This window comes from Streptomyces sp. NPDC016851, from assembly GCF_055562795.1.
The window spans coordinates 74,249-100,056 of record NZ_JBVHEP010000028.1 but is presented as its reverse complement, the minus strand read 5'-3'; the positions used below and the strand labels follow the sequence as shown (position 1 = coordinate 100,056).

General features: G+C 71.4%; 23 protein-coding genes and 1 tRNA gene. 12 read left to right on the top strand and 12 right to left on the bottom strand.

From position 1 onward, the window contains the following. The first annotated feature begins 96 nt into the window (after positions 1-96). Positions 97-169 (top strand) — tRNA-His (locus ACZ3I3_RS34485). 104 nt (positions 170-273) lie between these two features. On the opposite strand, the gene ACZ3I3_RS34480 is transcribed toward ACZ3I3_RS34485, so the two are convergent. After that, positions 274-672 (bottom strand): hypothetical protein, encoded by a 399-nt coding sequence (locus tag ACZ3I3_RS34480; RefSeq protein WP_467371504.1) that lies wholly within the window; start codon positions 670-672, stop codon positions 274-276. A gap of 214 nt (positions 673-886) precedes the next feature. Then, positions 887-1,279: a hypothetical protein gene (locus ACZ3I3_RS34475; RefSeq protein WP_467371502.1), complete on the bottom strand. Its 393-nt coding sequence runs from the start codon at positions 1,277-1,279 to the stop codon at positions 887-889. A gap of 127 nt (positions 1,280-1,406) precedes the next feature. Here ACZ3I3_RS34475 and ACZ3I3_RS34470 point away from each other — a divergent pair, with 127 nt between their 5' ends. Continuing rightward, on the top strand, positions 1,407-2,597 hold the full coding sequence (locus tag ACZ3I3_RS34470; RefSeq protein ID WP_467371500.1) for an MFS transporter: 1,191 nt from the start codon (positions 1,407-1,409) through the stop codon (positions 2,595-2,597). Between the two features lie 393 nt (positions 2,598-2,990). On the opposite strand, the gene ACZ3I3_RS34465 is transcribed toward ACZ3I3_RS34470, so the two are convergent. After that, complete coding sequence (locus ACZ3I3_RS34465) at positions 2,991-4,046, bottom strand: LacI family DNA-binding transcriptional regulator (protein WP_467371498.1); 1,056 nt, start codon at positions 4,044-4,046, stop codon at positions 2,991-2,993. 409 nt (positions 4,047-4,455) lie between these two features. On the opposite strand from ACZ3I3_RS34465, the gene ACZ3I3_RS34460 reads away from it, so the two are divergent. From ACZ3I3_RS34460 to ACZ3I3_RS34445, 4 genes are all read left to right on the top strand, one after another. Then, entirely contained in the window at positions 4,456-5,781 is a 1,326-nt protein-coding gene (locus ACZ3I3_RS34460) for an ABC transporter substrate-binding protein (RefSeq protein ID WP_467371496.1), read from the top strand. A gap of 5 nt (positions 5,782-5,786) precedes the next feature. Further along, positions 5,787-6,800, top strand: coding sequence for a carbohydrate ABC transporter permease (locus tag ACZ3I3_RS34455; RefSeq protein WP_467371546.1), 1,014 nt, complete (start codon positions 5,787-5,789; stop codon positions 6,798-6,800). A gap of 12 nt (positions 6,801-6,812) precedes the next feature. Continuing rightward, entirely contained in the window at positions 6,813-7,733 is a 921-nt protein-coding gene (locus ACZ3I3_RS34450; RefSeq protein WP_467371494.1) for a carbohydrate ABC transporter permease, read from the top strand. Positions 7,734-7,835: 102 nt separating this feature from the next. Then, positions 7,836-9,272, top strand: coding sequence for a GH1 family beta-glucosidase (locus ACZ3I3_RS34445; RefSeq protein WP_467371492.1), 1,437 nt, complete (start codon positions 7,836-7,838; stop codon positions 9,270-9,272). A 64-nt stretch (positions 9,273-9,336) separates the two neighbouring features. Here ACZ3I3_RS34445 and ACZ3I3_RS34440 read toward each other — a convergent pair whose 3' ends face one another. The 6 genes from ACZ3I3_RS34440 to ACZ3I3_RS34415 all read right to left on the bottom strand — a co-directional run bounded on the left by ACZ3I3_RS34440 (position 9,337) and on the right by ACZ3I3_RS34415 (position 16,209). Beyond that, positions 9,337-10,653 carry a glycoside hydrolase family 36 protein gene (locus ACZ3I3_RS34440; RefSeq protein ID WP_467371490.1) on the bottom strand — a complete coding sequence of 439 codons (1,317 nt, stop codon included), beginning with the start codon at positions 10,651-10,653 and terminating at the stop codon, positions 9,337-9,339. 21 nt (positions 10,654-10,674) lie between these two features. Further along, positions 10,675-11,562: a carbohydrate ABC transporter permease gene (locus tag ACZ3I3_RS34435; protein WP_467371488.1), complete on the bottom strand. Its 888-nt coding sequence runs from the start codon at positions 11,560-11,562 to the stop codon at positions 10,675-10,677. Continuing rightward, positions 11,559-12,542: a carbohydrate ABC transporter permease gene (locus ACZ3I3_RS34430; RefSeq protein ID WP_467371486.1), complete on the bottom strand. Its 984-nt coding sequence runs from the start codon at positions 12,540-12,542 to the stop codon at positions 11,559-11,561. The genes ACZ3I3_RS34435 and ACZ3I3_RS34430 overlap by 4 nt, the downstream gene beginning before the upstream one ends. A gap of 31 nt (positions 12,543-12,573) precedes the next feature. Continuing rightward, entirely contained in the window at positions 12,574-13,887 is a 1,314-nt protein-coding gene (locus tag ACZ3I3_RS34425; protein WP_467371484.1) for an ABC transporter substrate-binding protein, read from the bottom strand. 220 nt (positions 13,888-14,107) lie between these two features. Continuing rightward, on the bottom strand, positions 14,108-15,508 hold the full coding sequence (locus tag ACZ3I3_RS34420; RefSeq protein ID WP_467371482.1) for a sensor histidine kinase: 1,401 nt from the start codon (positions 15,506-15,508) through the stop codon (positions 14,108-14,110). Next, positions 15,505-16,209: a response regulator transcription factor gene (locus tag ACZ3I3_RS34415; protein ID WP_467371480.1), complete on the bottom strand. Its 705-nt coding sequence runs from the start codon at positions 16,207-16,209 to the stop codon at positions 15,505-15,507. Before ACZ3I3_RS34415 ends, ACZ3I3_RS34420 begins: the two co-directional genes overlap by 4 nt. A gap of 131 nt (positions 16,210-16,340) precedes the next feature. Between ACZ3I3_RS34415 and ACZ3I3_RS34410 the strand changes: the two genes are divergently transcribed. Continuing rightward, positions 16,341-16,850, top strand: coding sequence for a hypothetical protein (locus ACZ3I3_RS34410; protein ID WP_467371479.1), 510 nt, complete (start codon positions 16,341-16,343; stop codon positions 16,848-16,850). Positions 16,851-16,892: 42 nt separating this feature from the next. On the opposite strand, the gene ACZ3I3_RS34405 is transcribed toward ACZ3I3_RS34410, so the two are convergent. Together ACZ3I3_RS34405 and ACZ3I3_RS34400 are read right to left on the bottom strand one after the other, a co-directional pair. After that, the gene (locus ACZ3I3_RS34405; protein WP_467371477.1) at positions 16,893-17,762 is read right to left on the bottom strand and encodes a spermidine synthase; all 870 of its coding nucleotides are present in this window, start codon (positions 17,760-17,762) and stop codon (positions 16,893-16,895) included. A 95-nt stretch (positions 17,763-17,857) separates the two neighbouring features. After that, positions 17,858-18,265 carry a hypothetical protein gene (locus ACZ3I3_RS34400; RefSeq protein WP_467371475.1) on the bottom strand — a complete coding sequence of 136 codons (408 nt, stop codon included), beginning with the start codon at positions 18,263-18,265 and terminating at the stop codon, positions 17,858-17,860. Positions 18,266-18,562: 297 nt separating this feature from the next. Here ACZ3I3_RS34400 and ACZ3I3_RS34395 point away from each other — a divergent pair, with 297 nt between their 5' ends. Further along, positions 18,563-20,014 carry a hypothetical protein gene (locus ACZ3I3_RS34395; RefSeq protein ID WP_467371473.1) on the top strand — a complete coding sequence of 484 codons (1,452 nt, stop codon included), beginning with the start codon at positions 18,563-18,565 and terminating at the stop codon, positions 20,012-20,014. Between the two features lie 31 nt (positions 20,015-20,045). On the opposite strand, the gene ACZ3I3_RS34390 is transcribed toward ACZ3I3_RS34395, so the two are convergent. Further along, the gene (locus tag ACZ3I3_RS34390) at positions 20,046-20,651 is read right to left on the bottom strand and encodes a histidine phosphatase family protein (RefSeq protein WP_356929721.1); all 606 of its coding nucleotides are present in this window, start codon (positions 20,649-20,651) and stop codon (positions 20,046-20,048) included. Between the two features lie 193 nt (positions 20,652-20,844). On the opposite strand from ACZ3I3_RS34390, the gene ACZ3I3_RS34385 reads away from it, so the two are divergent. Genes ACZ3I3_RS34385 through ACZ3I3_RS34370 form a run of 4 tightly spaced genes read left to right on the top strand, consistent with a single transcriptional unit; the run spans position 20,845 to position 25,784 of the window. Then, positions 20,845-21,798 carry a phosphatase PAP2 family protein gene (locus ACZ3I3_RS34385; RefSeq protein WP_467371470.1) on the top strand — a complete coding sequence of 318 codons (954 nt, stop codon included), beginning with the start codon at positions 20,845-20,847 and terminating at the stop codon, positions 21,796-21,798. Next, a complete protein-coding gene (locus ACZ3I3_RS34380; protein WP_467371468.1) occupies positions 21,749-22,870 on the top strand; it encodes a hypothetical protein in 1,122 nt (373 codons plus the stop codon). Before ACZ3I3_RS34385 ends, ACZ3I3_RS34380 begins: the two co-directional genes overlap by 50 nt. Beyond that, positions 22,861-24,453 (top strand): hypothetical protein, encoded by a 1,593-nt coding sequence (locus tag ACZ3I3_RS34375; RefSeq protein ID WP_467371466.1) that lies wholly within the window; start codon positions 22,861-22,863, stop codon positions 24,451-24,453. The genes ACZ3I3_RS34380 and ACZ3I3_RS34375 overlap by 10 nt, the downstream gene beginning before the upstream one ends. Next, positions 24,450-25,784 carry an AAA family ATPase gene (locus tag ACZ3I3_RS34370; RefSeq protein WP_467371464.1) on the top strand — a complete coding sequence of 445 codons (1,335 nt, stop codon included), beginning with the start codon at positions 24,450-24,452 and terminating at the stop codon, positions 25,782-25,784. The genes ACZ3I3_RS34375 and ACZ3I3_RS34370 overlap by 4 nt, the downstream gene beginning before the upstream one ends. Positions 25,785-25,808 lie beyond the last annotated feature (24 nt).

Sequence of the window (25,808 nt, the reverse complement as noted above, 5' to 3'; positions counted from 1 at the left end):
AGGGGCGCCGCGAAAGCCGGGCGCGAGCACCCCTTCGGACCCTGTACACTTTTTCTCGGCCGGTCGGGGAAATCACTGACCTCCAAGCCGGTCATGGTGGGTGTAGCTCAGCTGGTAGAGCACCTGGTTGTGGTCCAGGATGCCGCGGGTTCGAGTCCCGTCACTCACCCTCACTGGAGAGGCCGGTGACCTGAGTATTCAGGTCACCGGCCTCTTTCGTATCCGCCGTGGCCACACCGGTGGCCACTCGGGACCTTGAGAAGAGTTCTGCCTCTACCTCGGCATGACCATCCCCTGGTCCGTCACCTCGTAGCTTTGCAAGCACTCCAGGTACGCAGCCTCCGACACGTTGTACGGGCCGCCGGCCTGTTGATTGCAATACCGACTCAGGATCCGACTCTTTTGCGCGGCGGACACCCCAACGGGTTGGTTGTTCTGCGACTGCTCGTTCACCTGATCCCGCACCCAGGAGTCCTGTGAAGGGGCGTCCGAGCTGCTGTCAGAGCCCAGGACCGCACCACCCAGGAAGAACGAGGCGACGGCCACAGCGACGACGCCGCCCCACAGGGCCGCCGGCCGCTTCCACCAAGGTCGCTCCATCGCCGTCAGGATGCGCTGATACTCCGGATCGCTGTCGTACTCGTCTCGCCACCGGTACCGAACCCGTCTCACGGCACTCCCCCTCAGAGCCCGACCGGCATCCTCTACTGCGCCAAGAGTCGGGCAGCACAGCGTATCCATGAGACATACACGAGTTCCACACACATGCCTCAACTGCAGCGGGGACCAGTCCAACTCGCCGCGGGCGCCGAGCTCATCGAGGGGCCAGGCGGTGGGCAGCGGACATCAGTTCGCGGATCCCTCTAAGGGGGATATTCACTCCTGGTCAGGCGCCTAAAAGTCGGTTGAAGCCGGCGAGGCGGGGCGAGACGGTGAAGGGGAATGATTCACCGTCGGGGGTCTTGAGGGCCGCCACGATGTCGTGGTCCGGTTCACCGAATATCTCGAAGTGCTGCACGGTGCAGTGCTCCATCACCTCGCGGATGTACGGGTCCGACAACCGCCAGTGGGCGCGGATCGCATCGGAGTCGCGGTAGAGCTGAAAGCTGTGCGCCAGCATCCGCTCCTCATCGATGAAGACCTCCACCATGATCTGGGGGCCGTGCTCTTGAGTGAATGCCACCGCCCGCGCGATGGCATGTCGGAAGCCGTCGAGGTGGCCGTCGGTGATGCGCATGGTGTTGCGGAAGAGAATGGTGCTGCTGTTCGTGATCTTCATGCGTCAAGTGTCATACCTGAACCAAAGTTGAGGTCAAGGGCGCAGCTCGGCCGAGAGTGCCGGCGACGGTGATGTCGTTCGCGCGCCGGTCCGCGGCCGGGCAGCGGCCGGCACTACGGTCGGCGGCATGGACGGTGAGCGCCGAGGGTGGCGTGCGTGTGTGCTCAGCGGGGCGGTGTTCGCCGTGTGTATGGCCGGCACCACGCTGCCGACTCCCCTGTATCCCCTCTACCAGGACGAGTTCGGGTTCTCCGAGCTGACGGTGACCGTGGTGTACGCCGTGTACGCCTTCGGGGTCATCGGGGTTCTGATGCTGGCCGGCAACGCCTCGGACGCCGTGGGCAGGCGCCCGGTGCTGCTGTGCGGGCTGGGTCTCGCGGCGGCGAGCGCCGTCTGTTTCCTGTGCGCGACCGGGCTGGGCTGGCTGTACGCGGGACGGCTGCTGTCGGGACTCTCGGCCGGTCTGTTCACGGGGGCCGCCACCGCGTACGTCATGGAGCTGGCGCCGGACGGCGGCGCCTCCCGGGCCACGTTCGTGGCGACGGCCGCCAACATGGGCGGACTGGGCTGCGGTCCGCTGCTGTCCGGGCTGCTGGCGCAGTACGCCGACTGGCCGCTGTACCTGCCGTTCGTCACACACCTGGTGCTGCTGGCCGGGTCGGCCGTCGTCCTGCTGCGGCTGGAGGAGACCGTACGGGAACGGAAACCGCTGGGCACCGTACGGCCGCAGCGACCCGCGCTGCCCGCGCAGGTGCGGGCGGTGTTCGCCCCCGCGGCGATCGCCTCGTTCGCGGGGTTCGCCCTCTTCGGGGTGTTCACCTCCGTCAGCCCGGAATTCCTCGCCGAGTCCCTGCACGTGGACAATCACGCCGTGAGCGGGCTGGTCGTCGCGCTGGCCTTCTTCGCGTCGACCGCCGGGCAACTGGCGGTCGGCGGAGTGGGGGTGCGGCGCTCTCTCCCGCTGGGCTGTGCCGGACTCCTCGCCGGGCTGGCGCTGCTCGCGGGCGCGCTGCGGTGGGACCTGATGTCCCTGGTGGTCTTTAGCGCACTCGTGGGCGGCGTCGGGCAGGGCCTGGCCTTCCGCGGCGCGCTGTCTGAGGTCGCCGGGGCGTCTCCCGAGCACCGGCGGGCGGCGGTGATCTCGACGCTGTTCGTGGTCGCCTACGCGGGCATCTCGGTCCCGGTGATCGGCGTCGGCCTGCTGACGGGCCCGATCGGCCTGGAGGGCGCGGGCCTGGTGTTCATCGCGTGCATGGCGGTGCTGGTGTCCACGGCGGCCGCTTACCTGGTCCGGCGGTTGGCGGTCGCGAGGACGTGACCGCCCGCTGCCGAGAGGTGATCAGCCTCTGCCGGCTCGGCGTGCACGAGGCCGTCGTCGCCGAGTCCCTCAGTCTGCGGCGTCTCTTGGGGCGCCGTGCGCCGAGCTCCGCCACGCCGCCGTCAGCTCCGCCACACGCGTGAACCGTTCGGCCGGGTCCTGGTGCGTGGGCCCGTTCCACGAGCGCCAGTTGAGCCTCCGTGCCCCGCCAGACGGGCTTCTCGCCGGCCGTGTTCAGCAGGAGGCGGACGGCGCGGCCCAGGGCGTGCACGGTGGTGCGGGTGTCGATCGTCGCGCCGCGTCGCCATTCCTCCGGGCCATGAAGCGCCGTGAGCCGGGCAGGCGGTCGGCCTGGAGCACGAACGGGCCCGGGCGGTATTCGGGGATGCGGGGTCACGACGACAGCCGGGGCACCAGCTCCGTCGCCAGGACCACCTGCCGTCGGTCCATGCCCCGGGACGCCAGCGGGCGGCGGTCGGCGACCTCCGTGAGGAGGAGGTCGATCATCCGGCGGCCCATCTCCTCGATGGGCTGGCGGACGCTGGTGAGGGGCGGGTCCATGTGGCGGGCGATGGCGGAGTCGTCGTAGCCGACGAGCGCCACGTCGTCGGGGATGCGGCGCCCCGCGTCGCGCAGCGCCTGGCGGGCGCCGGCCGCGGTGACGTCGGAGCCGGCGAAGACCGCGTCCAGGTCGGGCCGGCGCTCCAGCAGGGCCGCCATGGCACGGCTGCCGCCCTCCTCCGAGAAGTCGCCCGGCTCGATGAGGGCCTCGTCGGCCTCGTGGCCCGCGTCGCTCAGCGCGTCGCGGTAGCCGTCGATGCGGCGCTGGGCGCCGTAGACGTCGAGGCGGCCGGTGATGTGGGCCACCCGGCGGCGGCCGCGGGACAGCAGGTGCTCGACGGCCTGGCGGGCGCCGCCGTAGTTGTCCGAGTCGACCGACGCCAGGGTCTCCCCCGCCGATCGCGGGCCGCTGATGACGGCCGGGATGTCCAGCTGGGACAGCAGGTCGGGCAGCGGATCGTCCGCGTGGACCGAGACCAGCAGGACGCCGTCCACCCGGTGCGCGGCCAGGTACTGGGCGAGGCGGCGGCGTTCCTTGTCGCTGCCCGCGAAGATCAGCAGCAGCTGCATCTCGGTGTCGGACAGTTCCGCCCCGACGCCCTTCAGCATGTCCGAGAAGTACGGCTCCGCGAAGAACCGGGTCTCCGGCTCGGGCACGACCAGGGCGATCGCGTCCGTGCGGTTGGCGGCCAGGGCGCGGGCGGCGGTGTTCGGGACGTAGCCGAGCTCGGCGACCGCCGCCTCGACGGCCGCGCGGGTCGCGTCGCTGACCCGGGGCGAGCCGTTGATCACCCGGGACACCGTGCCGCGGCCGACACCGGCGCGCGCCGCCACCTCTTCGAGGGTGGGCCGGCCACCGCTTCGGCCCCGCGCTCCGTGGCTTGCCATGGGCTCCGCCTTCCCGTCCACACCCGCACTCTGCGGCTGGCCTGGAATTTAACAGGCTTGTCGGTTGGAGTGACCGCTACCGGGGCCCGCCGCCCCCGGGCTTCCGCTTAGGGCACGCCCCAGGCCCGGCGGCCGGTCCGACTGGCTCGATAACGCCGCCCGTGGCCGCAATGGACTGCGGCCCGGGTCCAGTTAACAGCCCGATAACTGAACGCATCTCTCCCTGTCCGGTCCCTTGACACCCCCGCCTCGACCGGAGAACCTTCAACACATCACTGGTGGGAGCGCTCCCACAGTACCTGACACATACACAACCCGCACGTTCCCCGCCCGAGCCGCAGCGAGTAAAAACGGGTCCAACAATGCAGTTGGCCGGGGGGTCGGCACGTCAGGGCAACAGGAGGACGACATGCGAGCACGCATCCGAACCGCCCGCAAGGCGATGGTCCTCGCGGCCGTCGCGTCGCTGGGCGCCGGGCTGCTGGCCGGCTGTGCCGACGACGGCGGCGACGACAACTCCGGCTCGTCGGACGGTGACGCCAAGGGCAAGACGACGATCTCGGTGGGGCTCTTCGGCACCATGGGCTTCAAGGAAGCCGGCCTCTACGCCGAGTACGAGAAGCTCAACCCGAAGATCAAGATCGCCGAGAACTCCGTCCAGCGGAACGAGAACTACTACCCGGCGCTGCTGAACCACCTCACCACCAACAGCGGTCTGCTGGACGTCCAGGCCGTCGAAGTCGCCAACATCGCCGAGGTCACGGCCACCCAGGCCGACAAGCTCGAGGACATGTCCAAGGCTCCGGGCGTGGACAAGAGCAAGTGGCTGGACTGGAAGTGGAAGCAGGCCACGACCAAGGACGGCAAGACCATCGGCCTCGGCACCGACGTCGGGCCGATGGCGATCTGCTACCGCACGGACCTCTTCAAGCAGGCCGGTCTGCCCACCGACCCGGCCGAGGTCGGCAAGCTGTGGGCGGGTGACTGGGCCAAGCTCGTCGAGACCGGCGAGCGCTACAAGGCGAAGGCCCCCAAGGGCACCTACTTCATGGACTCCCCCGGCGGTCTGATCCAGGCGGTCCTGGGCAGCGAGAAGGAGAAGTTCTACAACTCCTCCGGCGAGGTCATCTACAAGACGAACCCGGCCGTCAAGGCCGCCTTCGACCTGACCGCGGATGCCGCCGGGAAGGGCCTCGTCCAGCCGCAGACGCAGTTCCAGCCGGCCTGGAACTCCTCGATCGCCAACAACAAGTTCGCCACCATCGCCTGCCCGCCGTGGATGCTCGGCACGATCAAGGGCTACTCGAAGCCGGACGCGGCCGGCAAGTGGGCCGTGGCCACCGCGCCCAAGGGCGGCAACTGGGGCGGCACCTTCCTCACCGTGCCGAAGAGCGGCAAGAACGTGAAGGAAGCCCAGAAGTTCGTGGCCTGGCTGACCGCGCCGGAGCAGCAGGCGAAGCTGTTCAAGGTGCAGGCCAGCTTCCCGAGCGCCCCGTCCACCTACACCATGCCCGAGGTGACCGGCGCGACGAACGAGATGACCGGTGACCAGAAGATCGGCCCGGTCTTCGCGGAGGCCGCCAAGGGCGCCCCGGAACAGGTGATCGGCCCGAAGGACCAGATCATCATGCAGGGCCTGACGGACAACGGCGTGATCCTGGCGACGAAGGGCAAGTCGGCCAAGGAGGCCTGGGACTCCGCCACCAAGACCATCGACAACAAGCTGGACCAGTGACCCGTATGGCCACCCGCCACGACACCGCCGCGCCCCCCGCCGAGGGGGGCGCGGCCCCGGGCCGCCCGCCCGCGGACCCCGTGTCCCTGGAGAAGGAGCGGCGCCGCCGGGACCGGCTGTCCCGCCGCTGGCAGCGGGACATCCGCTGGAGCCCGTACGCCTTCGTCTCGCCGTTCTTCCTGCTGTTCGTCGCGTTCGGTCTGTTCCCGCTGATCTACACGGGCTGGGCCTCGCTGCACCAGGTGGAGCTGACCGCGCCGACCGACATGGACTGGGTCGGGCTGCGCAACTACACCCGGATCTTCGACGACGAGTTCTTCTGGAACGCGGCGAAGAACACCCTGACCATCGGCATCATCTCCACCGTCCCGCAGCTGCTGATGGCGATGGGCATCGCCCACATCCTCAACTACAAGCTGCGGGCGTCGACCTTCTTCCGGGTCGCGATGCTCGCGCCGTACGCGACGTCGATCGCCGCCGCCTCGCTGGTGTTCGTGCTGCTCTTCGGCCGTGACTACGGCATGATCAACTGGGCGCTCGACATGGTCGGCATCAACCCGGTCGACTGGCAGAACGACAAGTGGTTCTCTCAGATCGCCGTCTCGTCGATCATCATCTGGCGCTGGACCGGCTACAACGCGCTGATCTACCTGGCCGCGATGCAGGCGATCCCGCAGGACCTGTACGAGTCGGCGGCGCTGGACGGGGCCAACCGCTGGCAGCAGTTCATCCATGTGACCCTGCCGGCGCTGCGCCCGACGATCCTGTTCACCTGTGTCGTGTCGACGATCGGCGCGAGTCAGGTCTTCGGCGAGCCGCTGCTGTTCGACGCCAACCAGGGCACCTCCGGCGGCGCGGAGCACCAGTTCCAGACGCTCGGTCTGTATCTGTACGAGCAGGGCTGGGTCGCCCACCACCTGGGCCGTGCCTCGGCCATCGCCTGGACGATGTTCCTCATCCTGATCGTCATCGGCATCGTCAACTACGTCATCTCGCGCCGGCTGCGCGCCAGTAGTTAAGGAGTTCCGGCCGTGACGACGACTGTGACACCCCAGGACGCCCCGCCGCCCGGCGCGGCGCCCGCGAAGGAGTCCAAACGCCCCCGCCTGCCGAAGTCCGCGCGGGCCGGCGGGACGCTGCACGGCGGTCCGATCGCGTACGCGGTCCTCATCGTGTTCACGATCGTCTCGCTGTTCCCGCTGGTGTGGACGGCGATCGCCGCCTCGCGTGACAACCAGCGCCTCGCGCAGACGCCGCCGCCGTTCTGGTTCGGCTCGGGTCTGTTCGACAAGCTGGAGATCGCCTGGAAGGACGCCAATCTGGGTGAGGCGTTCCTCAACACCACGATCGTGGCGGGGGTTTCGGCGGCGACCATCGTCCTGCTGTCGACGATCGCCGGTTTCGCCTTCGCCAAGCTGCGGTTCAGGGGCCGTGGCGCGCTGATGCTGATCGTGATCGGCACGATGATGGTGCCGCCGCAGCTGAGCGTGATCCCGCTGTACATGATGGTCGCCAAGCTCGACTGGACGGACCAGTTGCAGGCGGTGATCCTGCCGTCGCTGGTGAGCGCGTTCGGTGTGTTCTTCATGCGGCAGTACCTGATCCAGGCGCTGCCCGACGAGATCATCGAGGCCGCCCGGGTCGACGGGGCGAGCAGCTGGCGCGTGGTGTGGCACGTGGTGTTCCCGGCGGCGCGGCCGGCGATGGCCGTGCTCGGGATGCTGACGTTCGTGCAGACCTGGAACGACTTCATGTGGCCGTTCCTGGTGCTGACCCAGATGGGCAACCCGACCGTGCAGGTCGCGGTAGCGGGACTGGGCCGCGGCTACACGCCCGACCAGTCCCTGATCATGGCCGGCGCGCTGCTGGGTACGCTGCCGCTGCTGCTGGTCTTCGCGATCTTCGGCAAGCAGATCGTGGGCGGCATCATGCAGGGCGCCGTCAAGGGCTGATCTCCCTCCGGGGGCCGGACCGCCGCCGCTCCGGCCCCTGTGTTCTCCCCTCCCCCTCCCCCTCCGTCATCGGTCTCCACGACCCCCAATGGGAGCGCTTCCATGCCTGACTCCGAGAACCCGGCCACTGCCGTGACCTTCCCTCCCGCCTTCCTCTGGGGCGCGGCGACCTCCGCGTACCAGATCGAGGGCGCGGTGCGGGAGGACGGCCGTACGCCGTCGATCTGGGACACCTTCAGCCATACGCCGGGCAAGACGGCCGGTGGCGACACCGGTGACATCGCTGTCGACCACTACCACCGCTATCGCGAGGACGTGGCGCTGATGGCGGAGCTGGGCCTGGGCGCCTACCGCTTCTCCGTCTCCTGGTCGCGGGTGCAGCCGACCGGGCGGGGTCCGGCCGTCCAGAAGGGCCTGGACTTCTACCGCCGGCTGGTCGACGAGCTGCTGTCCAAGGGCATCAAGCCGGCCGTCACGCTCTACCACTGGGACCTGCCGCAGGAGTTGGAGGACGCGGGCGGCTGGCCGGAGCGGGACACGGCGTACCGTTTCGCGGAGTACGCGCAGATCGTCGGCGAGGCGCTGGGCGACCGGGTCGAGCAGTGGATGACGCTCAACGAGCCGTGGTGCAGCGCGTTCCTGGGCTATGCCTCCGGGGTGCACGCCCCGGGCAGGACGGATCCTGCCGCGTCGCTGCGTGCCGCGCACCACCTGAACCTGGCGCACGGGCTGGGCGCGTCCGCCCTGCGCTCGGTGATGCCGGCCCGCAACACGGTCGCGATCAGCCTCAACTCCACGGTCGCCAGGCCGCTTTCGCAGACCCCGGCGGACCTGGCGGCGGCCCGCAAGATCGACGACCTGGCCAACGGCGTCTTCCACGGCCCGATCCTGCACGGCGCGTACCCGGAGTCGCTGTACGTGGCGACGGCGGAGCTCACGGACTGGAACTACGTCCTCGACGGCGACCTGGCGCTGATCAACCAGCCGCTGGACGCGCTGGGCCTCAACTACTACACGCCCGCGCTGGTCTCGGCGGCCGACCCGGCGGCCAAGGGGCCGCGCGCCGACGGCCACGGCTCCAGCGACCATTCGCCCTGGCCGGCCGCGGAAGACGTCGCCTTCCACCAGACGCCCGGCGACCGCACCGAGATGGGCTGGACGATCGACCCGACCGGCCTGCACGAGCTGATCATGCGCTACACCCGGGAGGCGCCGGGCCTGCCGCTGTACATCACCGAGAACGGCGCGGCCTACGACGACAAGATCGACTCGGACGGCCGGGTGCACGACCCGGAGCGCGTCGCCTACCTGCACGGCCACCTGTCGGCGGTCCGCCGCGCGATCGCCGACGGCGCGGACGTCCGCGGCTACTTCCTGTGGTCCCTGATGGACAACTTCGAGTGGTCGTACGGCTACGGCAAGCGCTTCGGCGCGGTGTACGTGGACTACGCGACGCTCGAACGCACCCCGAAGTCCAGCGCCCACTGGTACGCCCGAGCGGCCCGGACGGGCACGCTGCCGGAGGCGCAGGCGGTCTAGCCACTGCGGGGGCGGGGGGACGGGGCGCGGCACTGATAGGGGAGTGCCGCGCCCCGGCAGCATGTCAGGAGACGCCGCGTGGTGTCAGGAGCCGGCGAGTCGTCGTCACGCCCCACTCGTCCAGTGACAGCAGGCGGTCGCTGGAGGCCATCAGGCCTCCGGTGGACTCCACGTGTGCCGCCCACTGTGCGCGGGTCTCGACGGCCGGGCGGGCCATCAGGCAGTCGGGGTCGTTGGTCCAGAGGCGGTCGTGCTGCCACTGGCGGGCCGCGCCCGTGAACTCGGCCGGATCCTGGCCCGGCTGGGAGTAGTCGTCGGCCTCGGGGCGGCGGTGGGGGGCCGTGTCGGGGCTGACGCGCATGGCGTCGAACAGGCCGATGGAGGGGAGCATCGGGGCGCCGCAGCCCAGGAGGTAGGAGTCCGGGCCGATCGCGTCGCGGATCAGGCGGATGCCGGAGCGGTAGGCCGTGAGGGGGTCGACGTCCGCGTGGCGGATGCCGTCCAGGGCGCCCGCGTAGAGGAAGTCGGTCTTGAAGTAGTCGTAGCCCTCCGCGCGCAGGGTGGTGAAGACCTCGGTCAGGTACGCCGCCGCGTCCGGGTGGGTGGTGTCCAGGACGCGCAGGTCGTGGCCCCAGTTGCGGCCGGCGTGGGCGAAGCCGCCGGCGGTGTCGCGGACCAGCCAGTCGGGGTGCTCGGCGGCCAGGTCGCTCGCCGGGTCGACGAGGAAGGGGGCCGTCCAGATACCGGCGCGGCGGCCGCGGGAGCGGATCTTCTCGGCGATTGAGGCACGGGAGCGGAAGCGGCCGGAGAGGGTGAGCCAGTCGCCGAGGGCCCGCTGGTAGCCGTCGTCGATCTGGACGACGTCGACGGGCAGGTCGAGGGTGTCCATCGCGCGGAGGTTCTCGTGGATGTCGTCCTCGGTGACCTGCGTGAAGTACTCGTACCAGGAGCACCAGACGGTGGGCGCCGGGCGCGGGGCCGCGATGCCGAGGCCGGAGGCCCAGTCGCCCAGCACGGACTGGATGTCCTCGCCCGTCCACTCCTTCACCGGGCCGTCAGCGCAGGCCTCCGCGACTCCGCCCCGCACGGCGAGCCGGATCGACGGCACCTCGCGCGTCGGCTCCGCCGCCGCCCACAGCCGGACCGGTGAGCCGTCGCCGGGGTCGAGCGCGAGCAGGCCCTCGCCCTGGAAGACGCCGTCGGGGACGGTGACGCCGGGGCGGTAGCAGACCGTGGCCCAGTTGGCGTTGGCCGGACGATGGGGCGCCGCGCCGAGGGCGTAGGCGCCGCTCGGGCTCCAGGACTGCCAGCCCTCCTCGTGGACGCGGGCGCGGCGGCGGTCGACCGGCACGGAGGCCAGCGGCGTGAAGGGGTGCTGCACGGTGATCTCTTTCGGGAAGGGTCAGCCCTTGTTGGCGCCCAGCGTCAGGCCGCTGACGAACTGGCGCTGGAGCACGAAGTAGACGATGAGGGTGGGGATGGCCGTGAGCAGGGCTCCGGCCGCGACCAGGTTGGGGTCGGTGAAGTACTGGCCGGAGAGGTTGTTCAGCGCCGAGGTGATCGGCATGTTCTCGCCGGTGGAGATCAGGACGATGGCCCAGAAGAAGTCGTTGTAGATCCAGATGGACAGCAGGGTGGCGAGGGCGGCCATCGCGGGCTTGCACAGCGGCAGCACGATCTGCCAGTACAGACGCCACACGGAGGCACCGTCGACCAGGGCGGCCTCCGTCAGTTCGTGCGGCAGCGAGCGCATGTAGTTGCTCAGCACGAACGCGCAGAAGCCGGACTGGAACGCCACATGGATCAGGACCAGGCCGAGCGCGGAGTCGTAGAGCTTGCCGGACATCGTGATGCCGGGCAGGTCGATCAGCAGGTACAGCCGGTACAGCGGGGTGATGATGACCTGCTGGGGCAGCAGGTTGCCGGCCGTGAAGACCAGCAGCAGGAACAGGTTGACGCGGAAGTCGAAGCGGCTGACGTAGAAGGCGACCATCGACGACAGCAGCAGCGTCAGCAGCACGGCCGGCACGGCGACGATCAGCGTGGTGCCGAAGTAGTGCAGCATGTCCGACTGCGTGAAGGCGTTGGTGAAGTTGTCGAAGGTCAGCTTGTCGGGCCAGGAGACATAGCCCTTGTCGCTGGTCTCCGCGTACGGCCGCATCGCCGCGAGCAGGGCCCACAGCAGGGGCGCCAGCCAGGCCAGCGCCGTGACGGCGAGGAAGGTGTGCAGGAGGATCCGGGCGGGGCGGATGGGGGTGCGCTGCTTGTGAGCGCCGGCGACGGTGCTCATGCGCGCCGCTCCTTCCGGAAGGTGGCGATCAGGTACGGGATGATCACCGCGAGCGAGATCACCAGCAGGACGACGGCGATGGCGGAGCCGTATCCGATCCGGCTGGACTCGCCGATGATGTTGTTGGTCACGAGGATCGACAGCAGCTCGGTGCCCTGGGCGCCCTTGTTGAAGACGAAGACCAGGTCGAAGGCGCGCAGGGCCTCGATGATCGTGACGACCAGAACGACGGTGTTGGTGGGCCGCAGGGTCGGGAAGACGACGTTCTTGAACGTCTGCCACTCGTTGGCGCCGTCCAGCGAGGACGCCTCCCGCAGGGCGGGGTCGACGCCCTTCAGGCCGGCCAGGTAGAGGATCATCATGTAGCCGGCGTGCCGCCAGGAGGCCGCGACCAGGATGGCCCAGAGGTTGAGGTCCGGGTCGCCGATCCAGTCGATGTAGTGGCCGGGCTTGTTGGCTCCGATGAGGCTGTTGATCAGGCCGGTGTCGGGGTTGTAGACCAGCTGCCAGACGAAGCCGATGACCGCCATCGACACCACGACCGGCAGGAAGAACGCGGTCTGGTAGACGCGGCTGAAGCGGATCTGCTTGTCCAGTTGCACGGCCAGGAACAGGCCGAAGGGCGTGGGCAGCAGGATGAGCACGACGAACCAGACGACGTTGTGCTCGACGGCGGGCCAGAACTGCGGGTTGCTGGTGAACAGCTGCCTGAAGTTCTCCAGGCCGACCCAGTGGATGGTGTCGAAGCCGATGCCGTCCCAGCTGGTGAAGGCCAGCGCGATGGAGGCGAGGGCCGTCAGCCACACCAGGGCGACGTGCAGGATCGTCGGCACGCCCGCCATCAGGCCGAGCGTGATGCGGTCGCGGCGGGTCAGCAGGCGCTTGTGCCCGTGGGGCACCTTGGCGGGCGTGGACGCGGGGGCGGGCCCCGGAGCCGGCTCGTCGGCCGTCTCCGGGACCTTGGCGGGGGTGGCAGTCATGTCGGATCCGAGTCGTCGATTCTCCGTTCGGTCAGGAGGAGGCGAAGATCGTCTTCTTCTGACGCTCGATCGACGAGAGGATGCTGTCGACGTTCTTGGGGTTGCGGACGAAGTTCTGGAGGGCGGGCTGCATCACCGTGGAGGTGAAGTCCGGGCGGGAGTCGCGGTCCATGAACTGCGTCAGGCTCTTCGCGCTGGAGATCATCTCGAAGGACTTCTTCTGGAGCGCGGTGTAGGCGGCGGTGTCGGCCTTGGTGGAGGCGGCCACCACGCTCGAGTCGGCCTTGAGGTAGATCTCCTCGGCCTCGGGGGTGCCCAGGTACTCCAGCAGCTTGGCGGCGCCGTCGCGGTTCTTCGGGGCCTTGGAGAGCATGAAGCCGTCGGTGGGCGCCTCGACGGTGTCCTGGCCGAACTGCGGGTCGATCTCCGGGAAGGCGAAGAAGTCGAGGTCGTCGAGGTCGGCCTTGTTGGTGAACTGCTGGCCGACGAAGGTGCCCAGCAGATACATGCCGGCCTTCTTCGCCACCAGGGTCTGGGCCGCGTCCTGCCAGGTGCGGCCCACCGCGCCCTCCTGGTGGTAGGGGAGGATCTCCGTCCAGTGGTCGAAGACCTTGCGCACCTTGGGGTCGGTCCAGGAGGCCTTGCCCGCCATCAGCTCGACGTGGAAGTCGTAGCCGTTGGTGCGGAAGTTGATCTGGTCGAAGGTGCCCATCGCGGGCCAGGCGTCCTTGTCGCCGAAGGCGATGGGGACCAGCCCGTCCTTCTGCATCCGCTTGCACAGGGCGACGAGGTCGTCCCAGGTGGTGGGGACCTCGTAGCCGTGCTGGGCGAAGACGCTCTTGCGGTAGAAGACCGCCCAGGGGTACGTGTACAGCGGCACGAAGTAGTACTTGCCGTCCTCGCCCTTGCTGAGCTTCTTCATCGCGTCGGGGAAGTTCCCGCCGATCTTCTGCCACACGTCGTCGATCGGGGTGGCCAGCTTCTTCGACGCGAAGAACTGCATGCGGTACCCGGCGAACCAGGTGAACACGTCGTCGGGCGTGCCCTGGAGGTAGGAGTTGATCTGCTCCTGGAACGTGTTGTGGTCCTTGGTGTTCACGTCGACCTTGATGCCGGACTTCTTGGTGAAGGCGGCGTAGATCTCGGCGAACGCCTTCTTCGGCACCGCGTCCGAGGAGTTCGAGCCGAGGCTGACCGTCTTCGGGTCGGCGGCCGCACCGCTGCCGCCACAGGCGCTCAGCAGGGGTATGCCGGCGCCGAGCAGGGCCGCGCCGCCTATGCCGCGCAGGACGGAGCGGCGGCTGGCAGCGGGGAGGGAGAGTCCGGAAGGAGAGAGGTCGTGCATGAACGGCTCCTGAGGGCAGGGTTCGGCCACCGAGGGTGTGGCGCGAAATCCGGTCTTAATCGACCAGAAATCAACTTGACCGAACACGGTGGCGCAATAACAGCCGTATGTCCGGTCATGCGTCAAGGGCCGTCGCGTCGATTTGTCGAAACGTGACCGACCCGTGAGCGTTCACGCGCCCCGGGAGGGGCCGGGGGCCTGCCGGAGAGAGCGGAAGCCGTCAGGCGGAGCGGGAGCGGTTGTATGCAGCGAGCAGCCTGCCCCGACGCCGTCGCCGCACCTGTCCGTGTCGTCCCCTGCTCGCCGGCGCCCGCCCGGCCGGCTGGATCCAGATCCGCACCTCGGTCCCGCCGAGCACCGACGAACCGATCCGTACGTCCCCGCCGGTCGACTCCGCGAGCCGGCGCACGATGTCCAGCCCGAGCCCGGTCGAGCCGTCGGTCCCGGAGCCCCGGCCCCGCGCCATGGCGGCCTGCGGGTCGGGTATGCCGGGGCCCGCGTCGGAGACGAGGACGATCACCGCGTCCTCGCCGTTGTGCACGTCGACCGCGAAGGCGGTGCCTTCCGGGGTGTGCCGGAAGACGTTGCCGAGCAGCGCGTCGAGCGCGGCGGCCAGGTCGGTGCGGGCCACGGGTATGCGCACCGGCCGGTCGGCCCCGGACACCCGCCACTTGCGGCCCTCGTCCTCCGCGAGCGCCGACCAGAAGGCCATCCGCTCCCGGACCACCTCGGCCGCGTCGCACCCGGCGCCCGGGCCGGCCGCGGCCGTCTGCGGCTTGGCCTCCCGGGCCGTACGGATGATGGTGTCGACCTCGCGCTCCAGCTGCTCGACCGCGGTCCGGGTCTGCTCGGCGGCCGGTCCCTCGCCGAGCGAGGCGGCGTTGAGCCGCAGCACGGTCAGGGGCGTGCGCAGCCGGTGGGACAGGTCGGCCGCCAGTTCCCGTTCGTTCGCCAGCAGTTGGACGACCTGGTCGGCCATCGAGTTGAACGCGACAGCGGCGAGCCGCAGTTCGGTCGGGCCCTCCTCGGGCACGCGGGCGCCGAGCCTGCCCTCCCCCAGGTCGCGGGCCCCCTCGACCAGGCGCTTGGCGGGCCGGACCATCCGCACGCCCAGCCGGTCGGCGACCGCGACCGAGCCGAGGACCAGCGCGACACCGACCCCGGCGAGCACCGCCCAGGCCGTGCCCACGCCGTTGGTGACCTCGGCCTCCGGCACGTACACCTCGACGACCGCGATCTCGCCGGTGCTGAGCGCGACCGGCTGGAGCAGCGTCGAACCGCCGGCCACTGCCGTGGTGGAGGCACGGCCCAGCTTCCGCACGGCGGCGATGTCCTCGTCGGCCGCGCGCTGCCGCCCGAGCTCCAGGGCCTCCTGGCCGTCGCCCGCCGGTATGTGCACGGCCATCCCGGCGTCGGAGCCGGCGGAGGCCACGACCCGTTCGAGCTGATCGCGGTCGGTGGTGATGGACAGCGCCGGGGCGACGGCCGCGGCCTCCCGCTCGGCGTTCGAGAAGGCGCGGTCCCGGGCCATCTCGCGGATGACGAGTCCGAGCGGCACCGCGAAGGCGAGCACGACCATGGTGGTCACCGCCAGCGACACCTTGACCAGGGCCCACCTCATCGCGGCGCCTCCGCCCCCGGCGGTTCGAGCTTCACTCCGACACCCCGAAGGGTGTGCAGATAGCGGGGGTTGGCGGCCGTCTCGCCCAGTTTCCTGCGCAGCCAGGACAGATGGACGTCGATGGTCTGGTCGTCGCCGTACGACTGCTGCCAGACCTCGGCGAGCAGTTCCTTGCGGGGGACGACGACCCCGGGGCGGCGGGCCAGGAAGGCGAGCAGGTCGAACTCGCGGCGGGTGAGGTCGAGCCGCGCGCCGTCCAGCTCGGCCTGGCGGCGCAGCGGATCGACGGTCAGGCCGCCCACCCGGATCACCTGGGACGGCTCCCCTTCACCCGAGCCGGAGCGGGCGCGGCGCAGCACGGCCGCCATGCGGGCCGACAGGTGCTCGACCGAGAAGGGCTTGGTCAGGTAGTCGTCCGCCCCGGCGTTCAGCAGCCGGACGATCTCCGCCTCGTCGTCCCGGGCCGTGGCGACGATCACCGGCACGTCCGTGATGCCGCGCAGCATCTTCAGGGCCTCGGAGCCGTCGAGATCGGGCAGTCCGAGGTCCAGGATCACCACGTCGAAGCGGACATGGGCGACCTCGCGCAGCGCCTCCAGTGCCGTCCCGACGCTGCGTACGGTGTGCGAGGCGTCGGTCAGGTGCCGGATGAGCGCCGAGCGTACGAACTGGTCGTCCTCGACCACGAGCACACTTGCCATGCGCCGCACCGTACGCCATCTCGAACAGCCGGGTGCGGGCCTGTGGACAACTCCGCGCCTGGGGACAACCGGCCCCGCGAGACGCCCGTTTGTGGACCACGCGTGGGACGCGTGAGGCAGTATGACCGGCGATGCGCAGAGGACTCCTACACGTACTGGCATGGCTGCTCGCCACGGGCGCGGCGGTCACGCTGTCGTGGTGGGGTGTCCACACGGTGATGGCGGGCACGGCCTACGACCCGCCGCGCGCCCTGCCCGTCAAGGCCGCCGATGCGCCCCGGCTGGAGTCGAAGCCGCCGCCGACGCCTTCGGAACGAACGAGTCCTCGACCGCGCCGGACGTCGAGTCCACCGCCACCGCCCCCGGCCGGAATGCCGAGCCCGACCCCCACACCACCCAGTCCCTCCCCCACGGCCACCGGCCAGGTCAAGAGCTACGACACTGAGGGCGGCCGGGCGGTCTTCGACCTGGGCAGGACCTCCGCCTCCCTCGTCTCGGCCACTCCCGGCGCGGGCTGGTCGATGCAGGTATGGAAGACGGAGTCCTGGATCCGCGTGGAGTTCTCCTCGGGCGCGGACCGGGTGTCGGTGTTCTGCACCTGGCACGACGGACCGCCGCGCGTGGAGATCGGGACCTACTGAGCGCCGTACCGGTGAGGGCCTAGGCGTGCGTGCCGCAGGGGCTCACCGGAACACCGAAGCGGGCGGCGCGGGGGACGCCACGGCCGCGACGTCCGTGACGGGTGCGGCCCCGCCGGTGAAGTCGGTGAGCGTCCTGCCGTGCTCGACCCGGCCGGGATGCGGGTCGGAGGCGGCACGGCGGGTCAGTTCGGCGACGGGCAGCGGCTGGTCGGAGGCGACCAGGACGGCGTTCCCGAAGCGTTTGCCGCGCAGCACCGTCGGGTCGGCGACCAGCGCGAGCTGCTCGAAACGGGCTGCGGCGGTGGCGATCTGGCCGCGCAGGTGGGCGAGCGGCGGCCCGTCGGCGAGGTTGGAGGCGTAGATCCCGCCGGGCTTGAGGGCCCTGCGCACGTCGTCGAGGAACTCGGTGGAGGTCAGATGGGCCGGGGTCCGGGCGCCGCTGAACACATCGGTGATGACCAGGTCGGCCCAGCCGTCCGGAACCTTGGCGAGCCCTTCACGGGCGTCGACGGACCGCACCCTGATGCGCGCGTTCGCGTCCAACGGCAACTCGCGGCGGACCAGTCGGACGAGGCCGGCGTCCCGTTCGACGACCTGCTGGGTGGAGCGGGGCCGGGTGGCGGCGACGTACCGGGCGAGGGTGAACGCCCCTCCGCCGAGGTGCACGGCGTGCACGGGCCGGCCCGGCGGGGCGACGAGGTCGATGACATGCCCGAGCCGGCGCTGGTACTCGAAGGAGAGGTACGCCGGGTCGTCCAGGTCGACGTGCGACTGCGGGGCCCCGTCGATCACCAGGGTCCAGGCCCGGGCCCGGTCACGGTCGGGGATGAGCTCGGCGAGCCCGCCGTCGACACTCTCGACGACGGCTTCCGCACCGGCCTGCCTGCGCCGACCGCTCCTGGACTTTCCCATGGGGTCATTATCGGGGGCGGGCTGCTAAGCAGGACGTACGGTTCCCCGGGCGCCACCGCCCACCCCGCGTCTGGGACCTGTTCCAATCGGCGGCCCTAGCGGCAGCTGTCCGCCGCCCTGATCGTCCGGGCCGCCTCCCCGAGGGCCTTGCGCAGCACCACCGGGTCCGTCGCGAGGTCCGCCTCGCCGGGCGGCAGCAGCCAGTCCGAGCCCTCCACCGGAGGTTCGGGGGCCAGGGGCAGTCCGCGTCCGTCGGTCTCAGTGCAGGTGCTCCCGGGCACGTCCCACGCCGCGGCCGTCCCCGGCGGCACCAGGAAGCCCAGCGTGTCACCGCCGTCGTCGTGCAGAACGGGCCCGACCGCTTCCCCGGCCCCGCGCCGCAGGATGTCGACCGCCTCCAGCCCCTGCCGCGCCGGCACCGTCACGACCTCGCAGCCGGCCGACGGCGTGCTCGGCTGCGTACCCGGCGGTGTACGAGGATCGTTGATCTGGCTGGTCTCCATCCCGGCCTCCACCACGGAACCCCTGCTTGGACGAGCGGTCGGGAGTCGGGGGCCTCCCGGTCCACGGGGTTCAACGCGGCGGACCGTCAACGGCTACGGCGGAAGTCAGCCGCAAAGGATGGCACTTCATGGCAGATCACGGATGAGATATCCGGTTTGTAGTCAAACCCAGCGTGAGGACTCCGACACAGCAGGTACGTTCTTGCCCGCCGGACACAGGGCAGGCCATACGGGACAACACGTACAACTCGCCCCGAACCCGGCATGGTTCGACGGTTCGCACGAGAGGACCCGGCCATGGCGTCGTCAGCGGTGACCTCGTCTCAACCCAACCGGCCAGCACGGCCCAACCTCGCCTTCCGGCAGCTGCGCGGACAGCGCTCGCCGGCCGAGTTCGCCGCGGCGATCCGCCGGGCGGCCCTGGAGATCGGCGAGCAGGTCTGCTGTGACGCGCGGTACATCGGCCGGGTCGAGGCGGGCGAGATCCGCTGCCCCAACTACGCATACGAACGGGTGTTCCTGCACATGTTCCCTGGCCGCACGCTCACCGACCTGGGGTTCGCGCCCCGCTCATCGGTACGCGGACGCCGGGCGCGCGACACCGAGGACGCGCCCCTGACGTGCACCCCGAACCCGGCGAACGCCACCCGTGAGACCAACGGGGCGTGCGAGCCGTATGAAACGCCGAACCCGTACGACCCGTACCACCCGCACGACACCTACGAGGAGAGCGACGTGCTACGTCGCGCATTCATGACCGGCGGAGGCGCCACGGTGGCCGCCGCCTCGCTGGGGCCCGTCGGCCTCGCCCTCGACGCCGCGGCGGCACAGCGCCCCGCGCGCCGCGCCGGGGCGAGTGACGCGGGTGCTCTTGAAGACGCCGTCCGCCGCATCCGGCTGCTCGACGACCGGCACGGGGCCGACGGCCTCTACCGCCGTGCGGCGGCCCCGCTGCGTGCCGCCTACGCCCTGCTGGACGCCGGGACGACCCGGCAGACGACGGCGGACCGGCTCTACTCGGGCGCCGGTGAACTCGCCATCTCCGTGGGCTGGCTGGCCCACGACTCGGGACGCTTCGACGACGCCCGCTCCCACTACGCGGAGGCCCTGGCGACCGCCCGGATGACCGGCGACCCGGGCCTGGAGGCGCACGCCTTCTGCAACACGGCCTTCCTCGCGCGCGACGCGGGCCGGCCGCGCGAGGCGGTCCGGGCGGCCCAGGCCGCACAGCGCGTCGCCCGGCCCGTCGGCTCGGCCCGGCTGATGTCGCTGCTCGCACTGCGCGAGGCGGGCGGCTGGGCGGGCCTCGCCGACCGCGTCGGCTGCGAGCAGGCACTGGCCCGGGCGCAGGCCCTCTTCGACCGGGGCCCCTCGGACGAGGACCCCGAGTGGATGAGCTTCTACGGTGAGGCCGAACTGGAGGGCCTGGAGGCGCAGTGCTGGTCCACGCTCGGCGACTGGCGCCGGGCGGCCCGGCACGCGCGGCGGGCGGCGGAGCTCCAGGATCCGCACTTCACACGGAACATCGCGCTGTACACGGCGGAGCTGGCGGACGACCTCGCGCGGGGCGGGCGGCCGGACGAGGCCGCCGTGGCGGGGATGCGGGTGCTGGATCTGCTGGAGGAGGTCCAGTCCTCCCGGATCCAGACGATGCTGTCGGCTACGGCGCGGGTGCTCTCGCCGCACCGGCGGGCGTCGGGGGTGTCGGCGTTCCTGGAGAGGCACGCGTCGACGCCGAGGGTGGTGTGACGCGCCGCACCCAGTAGCGAGAGGCCCGCGGCTAGGCGGCCACGGCGGCCAGGTGCCCGAGATCGTTCCAGCTCTCGATCGCCGGCTCCCCGTAAGCCCACCCCAGCACCGACAGCGACGTCGGGTTCAGCCGTATCCGCGCCGCGAAGTCGATCGGCAGGCCCAGCCAACGCGCCCCGATGGAGCGCAGGATGTGCCCGTGGGCGAAGACCAGGACGTCCCGGTCCTCGGCGCGCGCCCAGGAGACCACCTCGTCCGCCCGGGCCGTGATCCCGGCGAGGGTCTCGCCCTCGGGGACACCGTCGCGCCAGATGAGCCAGCCGGGCCGGACGGCCTGGATGTCCGCCGGGGTCATGCCCTCGTACGCCCCGTAGTCCCACTCCAGCAACGCGTCCCAGGTCCGCGCGCGGTCGCCGAAGCCGGCCAGTTCACACGTCTCACGCGCGCGTGCCAGCGGGCTGGTGCGCACCTCGACCCCGGGCAGGCCGTCGTACGGCGCCCGGTGCAGGCGCTCCCCGAGCAGCTCGGCCCCGCGCCGGCCCTCCTCCAGCAACGGCACGTCCGTCCTGCCCGTGTGCTTGCCGGACAGCGACCACGCGGTCTGTCCGTGCCGGGCCAGCAGGATGCGCGGAGCCATGGGGGACCTTTCCGGGAGAAAGACGCGAGCGGAACTCCACCATCATCGCGCACGCTGGTCGCGGGCAACCCGGGGGGCGATCTCAGCGTCTTTGAGGTCCGGAGGGCGCCCCCAGGGGGCGCACGTACGCCGTAAAGTGACACGACCGACCGGCCGGGCGCGCCGTGTGGAGACGAAGGGGGAGGGCGATCGGATGCCGCACACCGAGATACCGGGCACCGAGGCGGCCCCTGCACGCCGGCTGCGCTGGTGGACGGAACTGCCGCTGATCCTGCTGGTGTACGCGTGCTACACGGCGGGCCGCCTCCTCGCCCGGGGCGACGTCTCAGGTGCGGTCGACAACGGCCTGGCGCTCCTGCGCGCCGAGAAGGCCCTGTATCTCAACTTCGAGCACCCGCTCAACCGCCTCTTCACCCACGAGGCCTGGATAGGCATACCGGCGGACTTCTGGTACGCGTCGCTGCACTACCTGGTCACGCCGGCGATCCTCGTGTGGCTCTTCCGCTCCCACGCGGTGCGGTACCGCGCCGCGCGCACGTGGCTGATGACGTCCACCCTCATAGGCCTGGTCGGTTTCACACTGATGCCGACCTGCCCGCCCCGGCTCCTCGACGCGAGCCACGGCTTCGTCGACACGATGGCCCAGTACAGCTCGTACGGCTGGTGGGGTGGCGCGGCGAGCGCCCCGCGCGGCATGGGCGGAATGACCAACCAGTACGCGGCGATGCCGAGTCTGCACGTGGGCTGGGCCCTGTGGTGCGGGGTGATGCTGTGGCGCTACGGCGGTACGCGCACGGCGAAGATCGCGGGAGTCGCCTACCCGCTGATCACGACGATCGTGGTCATGGGCACCGCCAACCACTACTTCCTCGACGCGGTCGCGGGCGCGGCCGTCATGGGCGTCGGGCTGTTGCTGGCCCCGGTCGTGATGCGCGCGGCGGACCGGGTCAAGGCGCGTTTCGTGCCGCGCGTCGCACCGGTCACGGCGGCATCTCCCGCCGCGGGTTCCCCGATTGTCAGTGCCGGATGCCAGACTTCCGCGGGTGAGCGAATTCCACGGCAGCGCGAGTCGCGGCTCGGAGCAGGAGCCGAGCCGAGTGCCTCCCCCAAGGACGCGGGGGACGGCGCTCCGGCACCGGCTCGCTGAGCTGCGCGGTCCCGACGTACCGGCGAAGGCCCTGGACGCGCGCGCATTGGCGGCGCTGGCCGCCAACCCCGGTTGTGCGCGCAGAGCGATCCTCGACGGCGCCGGGGTGAACAAGGCGGCACTGGCGAGCGCGCTGGGCTCGCCCTCGGCCTTCGGTCAGTCCCAGTTCGCGCTCACGCGGGGCAACGCGTTCGAGGCGAAGGTCAAGGCCGACGGCGGCGCGGAGCTGCTGCGGCTGGTGCACGAGAAGCTGGACCGGACGGCCGAGCCGCCCGCCGAGGCGCGCGTGCCCGACCTGACGGCGACCGGCCCCCAGGGGCGTACGGCCCGTACGGCGCTGGAGCTGCGGGAGGCCGCCACGCACCCGGGCGCGTGGACGCTGCTCGACCACCCGATGCTCGCCTTGGACGTCGCGGGCTCCCCCGCGTACCTCGAACCGGACGCGGTCGTGGTGCATCCGGACGGCAGCTGGACCGTGGTCGAGATCAAGTCGTTCCCGCTGCTGGACGGTTCGGCGGACCCGGCGAAGGTCGGGGCGGCGGCCCGGCAGGCAGCGGTGTACGTGCTGGCGCTGGAGGAGCTCGCCGCGCGAGTGGACCCTTCCCCGCGCGTGCGGCACCGGATCCTGCTCGTCTGCCCCAGGGACTTCTCCAACCTGCCGGCCGCGTCCGCCGTGGACATCCGCAAGCAGCGTGCGGTGACGGCCCGTCAGCTGACCCGGCTGACCCGCATCGAGGACATCGCCGAGGCGCTCCCCGAGGGCACCTGCTTCTCCCCCGAGCTGCCCGCCGACGAGCTGACGGCCGCCGTCGAATCGGTCCCGGCGACGTACGCGCCGGAGTGCCTGTCCGCGTGCGAGCTGGCCTTCCACTGCCGGGGCCGCTCCCGCGAGGCGGGCGCGGTGACCTCGCTCGGGCGGCCGGTGCGGGCGGAGCTGGGCGGGCTGACGACCGTGGAGGACGTCCTCGCGGCGGCCCGCGGCGAGGCGGGTGATCCCGGCGATCCGGCGGTGGCGGCCCTCCGGCGGGCGGCGGCCCTGCGCGCCGAGGCCCTGGAGGCGGCATGTCGCTGATCTCCACCCTGGCCCGGCTCGAAGCGGTCAGCACGGGCCGCGCCCAGCCCGCCGCGACCGTCCGGCACCGGCACCTGTCCGACCGTCCGCTGGTGTTCGTGCCGCTGACCACCGCCGGTGAGGCAGGCGCCCCGCTCGGCGCGCTGGTCGGCACCGACCGGGACGCGCCGCGGCTGCTGGTCGTCCCCCAGCCCCGTGACCGCGATCTGAGGTTCGCGTTCCTGGCGGACCTGGCCGACGTGGTGCTGCCCTACGTCGACGCGTACGCCGAGGTCGTGGAGGCCGCCGAGCGCACCGAGACCGATCCGGAGACCGGCAAGCGGGTCAAGGTCGAGGTCGACCTGTGCGCGGACGCGCCGCAGCTGATCGTGCCGAGCCGCGGGGGCATCGACCTGGTGCGGCTGCTCGGGCGTTCCATGCGGTTCCGGCGGACGGCGGAACAGGAGCCGGAGGCCCCGTATCCGGCGCCGCCCCGGGTGCCGCTGCTCGGGCGGTGGCTGACGCACTTCGGGGAGCGGGCCCGGGTGCCCGGCTCCTCGCTGCTGCTGGCCATGACCGACGTACTGGGCCGGCACTGGGCGACCGGGCAGTCCACGCTGGAGGACCAGCACCTGGGGGCGCTGCTCGCCTGGATCGACCCGCCGGAGGGCCTGACCGGCGCCGAGGCGGCGCTGCGGGCCGAGCTGGAGCGGGACGCGCAGGGCCAGCTGACGTGCCCCCCGGCCGGTCCCGCCACCGACCCCGCGTTCGACAACAAGCTGCTCGCCCCGGCCATCGAGCGCTACGACCGGGCCCGCACGGCCCTGGCCGCCGCCGAGGACGGCCTGGAGGCCGACGACCGGCTCGGCGCGCTGACCGCCGCCGAGCGGGAGATCCGGGACCTGGTGCTCAGCCGCACCCTGCCCACCTGGGAGAAGGTCTGGCAGGGCCTGGACCTGCTGCGGGAGCTGCCCGAAGGGGCGCATGTCGAGGAGCGGTGGACCCGCGACCGCTGGTCCTTCACCGGCCACCGCGACCGGGTCCTGGCCGGCGAGCCCCCGCAGCCGCGCCGCGACGACGCGGTCACGGCGGCGAACAAGCTCGCCACGCGCGAGCGCGAGCAGGCCCGGCTGGAGGCGCAGGAGGCCCTCGACGACCCGCTGGTCATGGCGGGGCGGCGGCTGTCCGGGGAGGCGTTCGCGGGGGAGGTCACGGACGTCGTGATGGCGTACAGCGAGGGCAAGCGGCCCAGCCCGCGCCCCCTGGTCACGGTGCGCACGGACGACCGGCCGCATCTCGGGGAGCGCACGAAGGTCTACCGGTCGCTGGGCGGGAAGCCGCAGTCTGCGGAGTTCGTCGAGGCCGAGGAGGACGGCGCGTACGTCGTGCTGCGGATCCTCGACAAGATGGGCCGCGGCAAGGAACCCGAGCCGGGGTCGGTGCCGGAGAAGGGCGACCGCGTCTGCTTCACGCTCTTCGAGCACGAGCAGCGGGGCGGCGCGAAGCTGCCCGACCCGGAGGAGACGCCCTGGACGCACGGCGGGCCGCCCGGTGAGGCGACCCTGGAGGCCGCCGACCCGGTGACCGCGGAGGACCTGCTGTGACGACGCTCTTCGATCCCGCCGCCACGGCGGCCCAGGCCACCGACGCGATCCTCCACGACACGCTGCACGGCACCGCGCGCGGTGTCGTCGTCGACTCCCCGCCCGGCGCCGGCAAGTCCACGCTCGTGGTCCGCGCGGCCCTGGAACTGGCCGAGGCCGGCCATCCGCTGATGGTGGTGGCGCAGACCAACGCCCAGGTCGACGACCTGGTCCTGCGGCTCGCCGAGAAGAACCCCGGGCTGCCGGTGGGCCGGCTGCACAGCAGCGACGCCGACCCGTACGACAAGGCGCTCGACGACCTGGAGAACGTCCGCAAGTCGGCGAAGGCGGCCGATCTCGCCGGGCTGGCCGTGGTGATCTCGACGGCGGCGAAGTGGGCGCATGTGAAGGCCGACGAGCCGTGGCGGTACGCGATCGTCGACGAGGCGTACCAGATGCGCTCGGACGCGCTGCTCGCCGTGGCCGGGCTGTTCGAGCGGGCGCTGTTCGTGGGCGACCCGGGGCAACTGGATCCGTTCGCGATCGTGGGCAGCGAGCAGTGGGCGGGCCTCACGTACGACCCGTCGGCCTCGGCGGTGACGACGCTCCTCGCGCACAACCCGGACCTGCCCCAGCACCGCCTGCCGGTGTCCTGGCGTCTCCCGGCGTCCGCGGCACCGCTGGTGTCGGACGCGTTCTACCCCTACACCCCGTTCCGCAGCGGCACCGGCCACGGCGACCGCCGCCTCTCCTTCGCCGTGCCGTCGGACGGCTCGGGCCCCGACCGGGTGATCGACGAGGCGGCCGAGTCGGGCTGGGGCCTGCTGGAGCTGCCCGCCCGGCACACCCCGCGCACGGACCCGGAGGCGGTCCGAGCGGTGGCGACGGTCGTACGGCGGCTGCTGGACAGGGGCGGCGCGGCGACCTCGGAACGCTCACCCGATCCCACCCCCCTGTCTGCGGACCGGATCGCCGTCGGCACGGCACACCGCGACCAGGCGGCGGCGGTGCGCGCGGCCCTGGCCGACCTCGGCGTCACCGACGTGGTCGTGGACACGGCGAACCGGCTCCAGGGCCGCGAGTACGACGTCACGGTGGTCCTCCACCCCCTCTCCGGCCGCCCCGACGCCACGGCCTTCCACCTGGAGACGGGCCGCCTGTGCGTCCTGGCCTCCCGCCACCGGCACGCGTGCGTCGTGGTCTGCCGGGCAGGGGTCGGCGACCTGCTGGACGACTATCCGTCGACGGAGCCGGTCCAGCTGGGGACGGTGGTGAAGTTTCCTGATGGCTGGGAGGCGAACCACGCGGTACTGGCACACCTGGCCGAACATCGCGTGTCCTGGAGACCGTGACGAACGCCGCAGCCTGGAGGCCGT

Bases quoted from the DNA above. Each gene is read 5' to 3' on its own strand.
- ACZ3I3_RS34475 (WP_467371502.1), bottom strand. From the start codon at position 1,279: ATGAAGATCACGAACAGCAGCACCATTCTCTTCCGCAACACCATGCGC.
- ACZ3I3_RS34470 (WP_467371500.1), top strand. From the start codon at position 1,407: ATGGACGGTGAGCGCCGAGGGTGGCGTGCGTGTGTGCTCAGCGGGGCG.
- ACZ3I3_RS34465 (WP_467371498.1), bottom strand. From the start codon at position 4,046: ATGGCAAGCCACGGAGCGCGGGGCCGAAGCGGTGGCCGGCCCACCCTC.
- ACZ3I3_RS34460 (WP_467371496.1), top strand. From the start codon at position 4,456: ATGCGAGCACGCATCCGAACCGCCCGCAAGGCGATGGTCCTCGCGGCC.
- ACZ3I3_RS34455 (WP_467371546.1), top strand. From the start codon at position 5,787: ATGGCCACCCGCCACGACACCGCCGCGCCCCCCGCCGAGGGGGGCGCG.
- ACZ3I3_RS34445 (WP_467371492.1), top strand. From the start codon at position 7,836: ATGCCTGACTCCGAGAACCCGGCCACTGCCGTGACCTTCCCTCCCGCC.
- ACZ3I3_RS34435 (WP_467371488.1), bottom strand. From the start codon at position 11,562: ATGAGCACCGTCGCCGGCGCTCACAAGCAGCGCACCCCCATCCGCCCC.
- ACZ3I3_RS34430 (WP_467371486.1), bottom strand. From the start codon at position 12,542: ATGACTGCCACCCCCGCCAAGGTCCCGGAGACGGCCGACGAGCCGGCT.
- ACZ3I3_RS34425 (WP_467371484.1), bottom strand. From the start codon at position 13,887: ATGCACGACCTCTCTCCTTCCGGACTCTCCCTCCCCGCTGCCAGCCGC.
- ACZ3I3_RS34420 (WP_467371482.1), bottom strand. From the start codon at position 15,508: ATGAGGTGGGCCCTGGTCAAGGTGTCGCTGGCGGTGACCACCATGGTC.
- ACZ3I3_RS34415 (WP_467371480.1), bottom strand. From the start codon at position 16,209: ATGGCAAGTGTGCTCGTGGTCGAGGACGACCAGTTCGTACGCTCGGCG.
- ACZ3I3_RS34410 (WP_467371479.1), top strand. From the start codon at position 16,341: ATGCGCAGAGGACTCCTACACGTACTGGCATGGCTGCTCGCCACGGGC.
- ACZ3I3_RS34405 (WP_467371477.1), bottom strand. From the start codon at position 17,762: ATGGGAAAGTCCAGGAGCGGTCGGCGCAGGCAGGCCGGTGCGGAAGCC.
- ACZ3I3_RS34400 (WP_467371475.1), bottom strand. From the start codon at position 18,265: ATGGAGACCAGCCAGATCAACGATCCTCGTACACCGCCGGGTACGCAG.
- ACZ3I3_RS34395 (WP_467371473.1), top strand. From the start codon at position 18,563: ATGGCGTCGTCAGCGGTGACCTCGTCTCAACCCAACCGGCCAGCACGG.
- ACZ3I3_RS34390 (WP_356929721.1), bottom strand. From the start codon at position 20,651: ATGGCTCCGCGCATCCTGCTGGCCCGGCACGGACAGACCGCGTGGTCG.
- ACZ3I3_RS34385 (WP_467371470.1), top strand. From the start codon at position 20,845: ATGCCGCACACCGAGATACCGGGCACCGAGGCGGCCCCTGCACGCCGG.
- ACZ3I3_RS34375 (WP_467371466.1), top strand. From the start codon at position 22,861: ATGTCGCTGATCTCCACCCTGGCCCGGCTCGAAGCGGTCAGCACGGGC.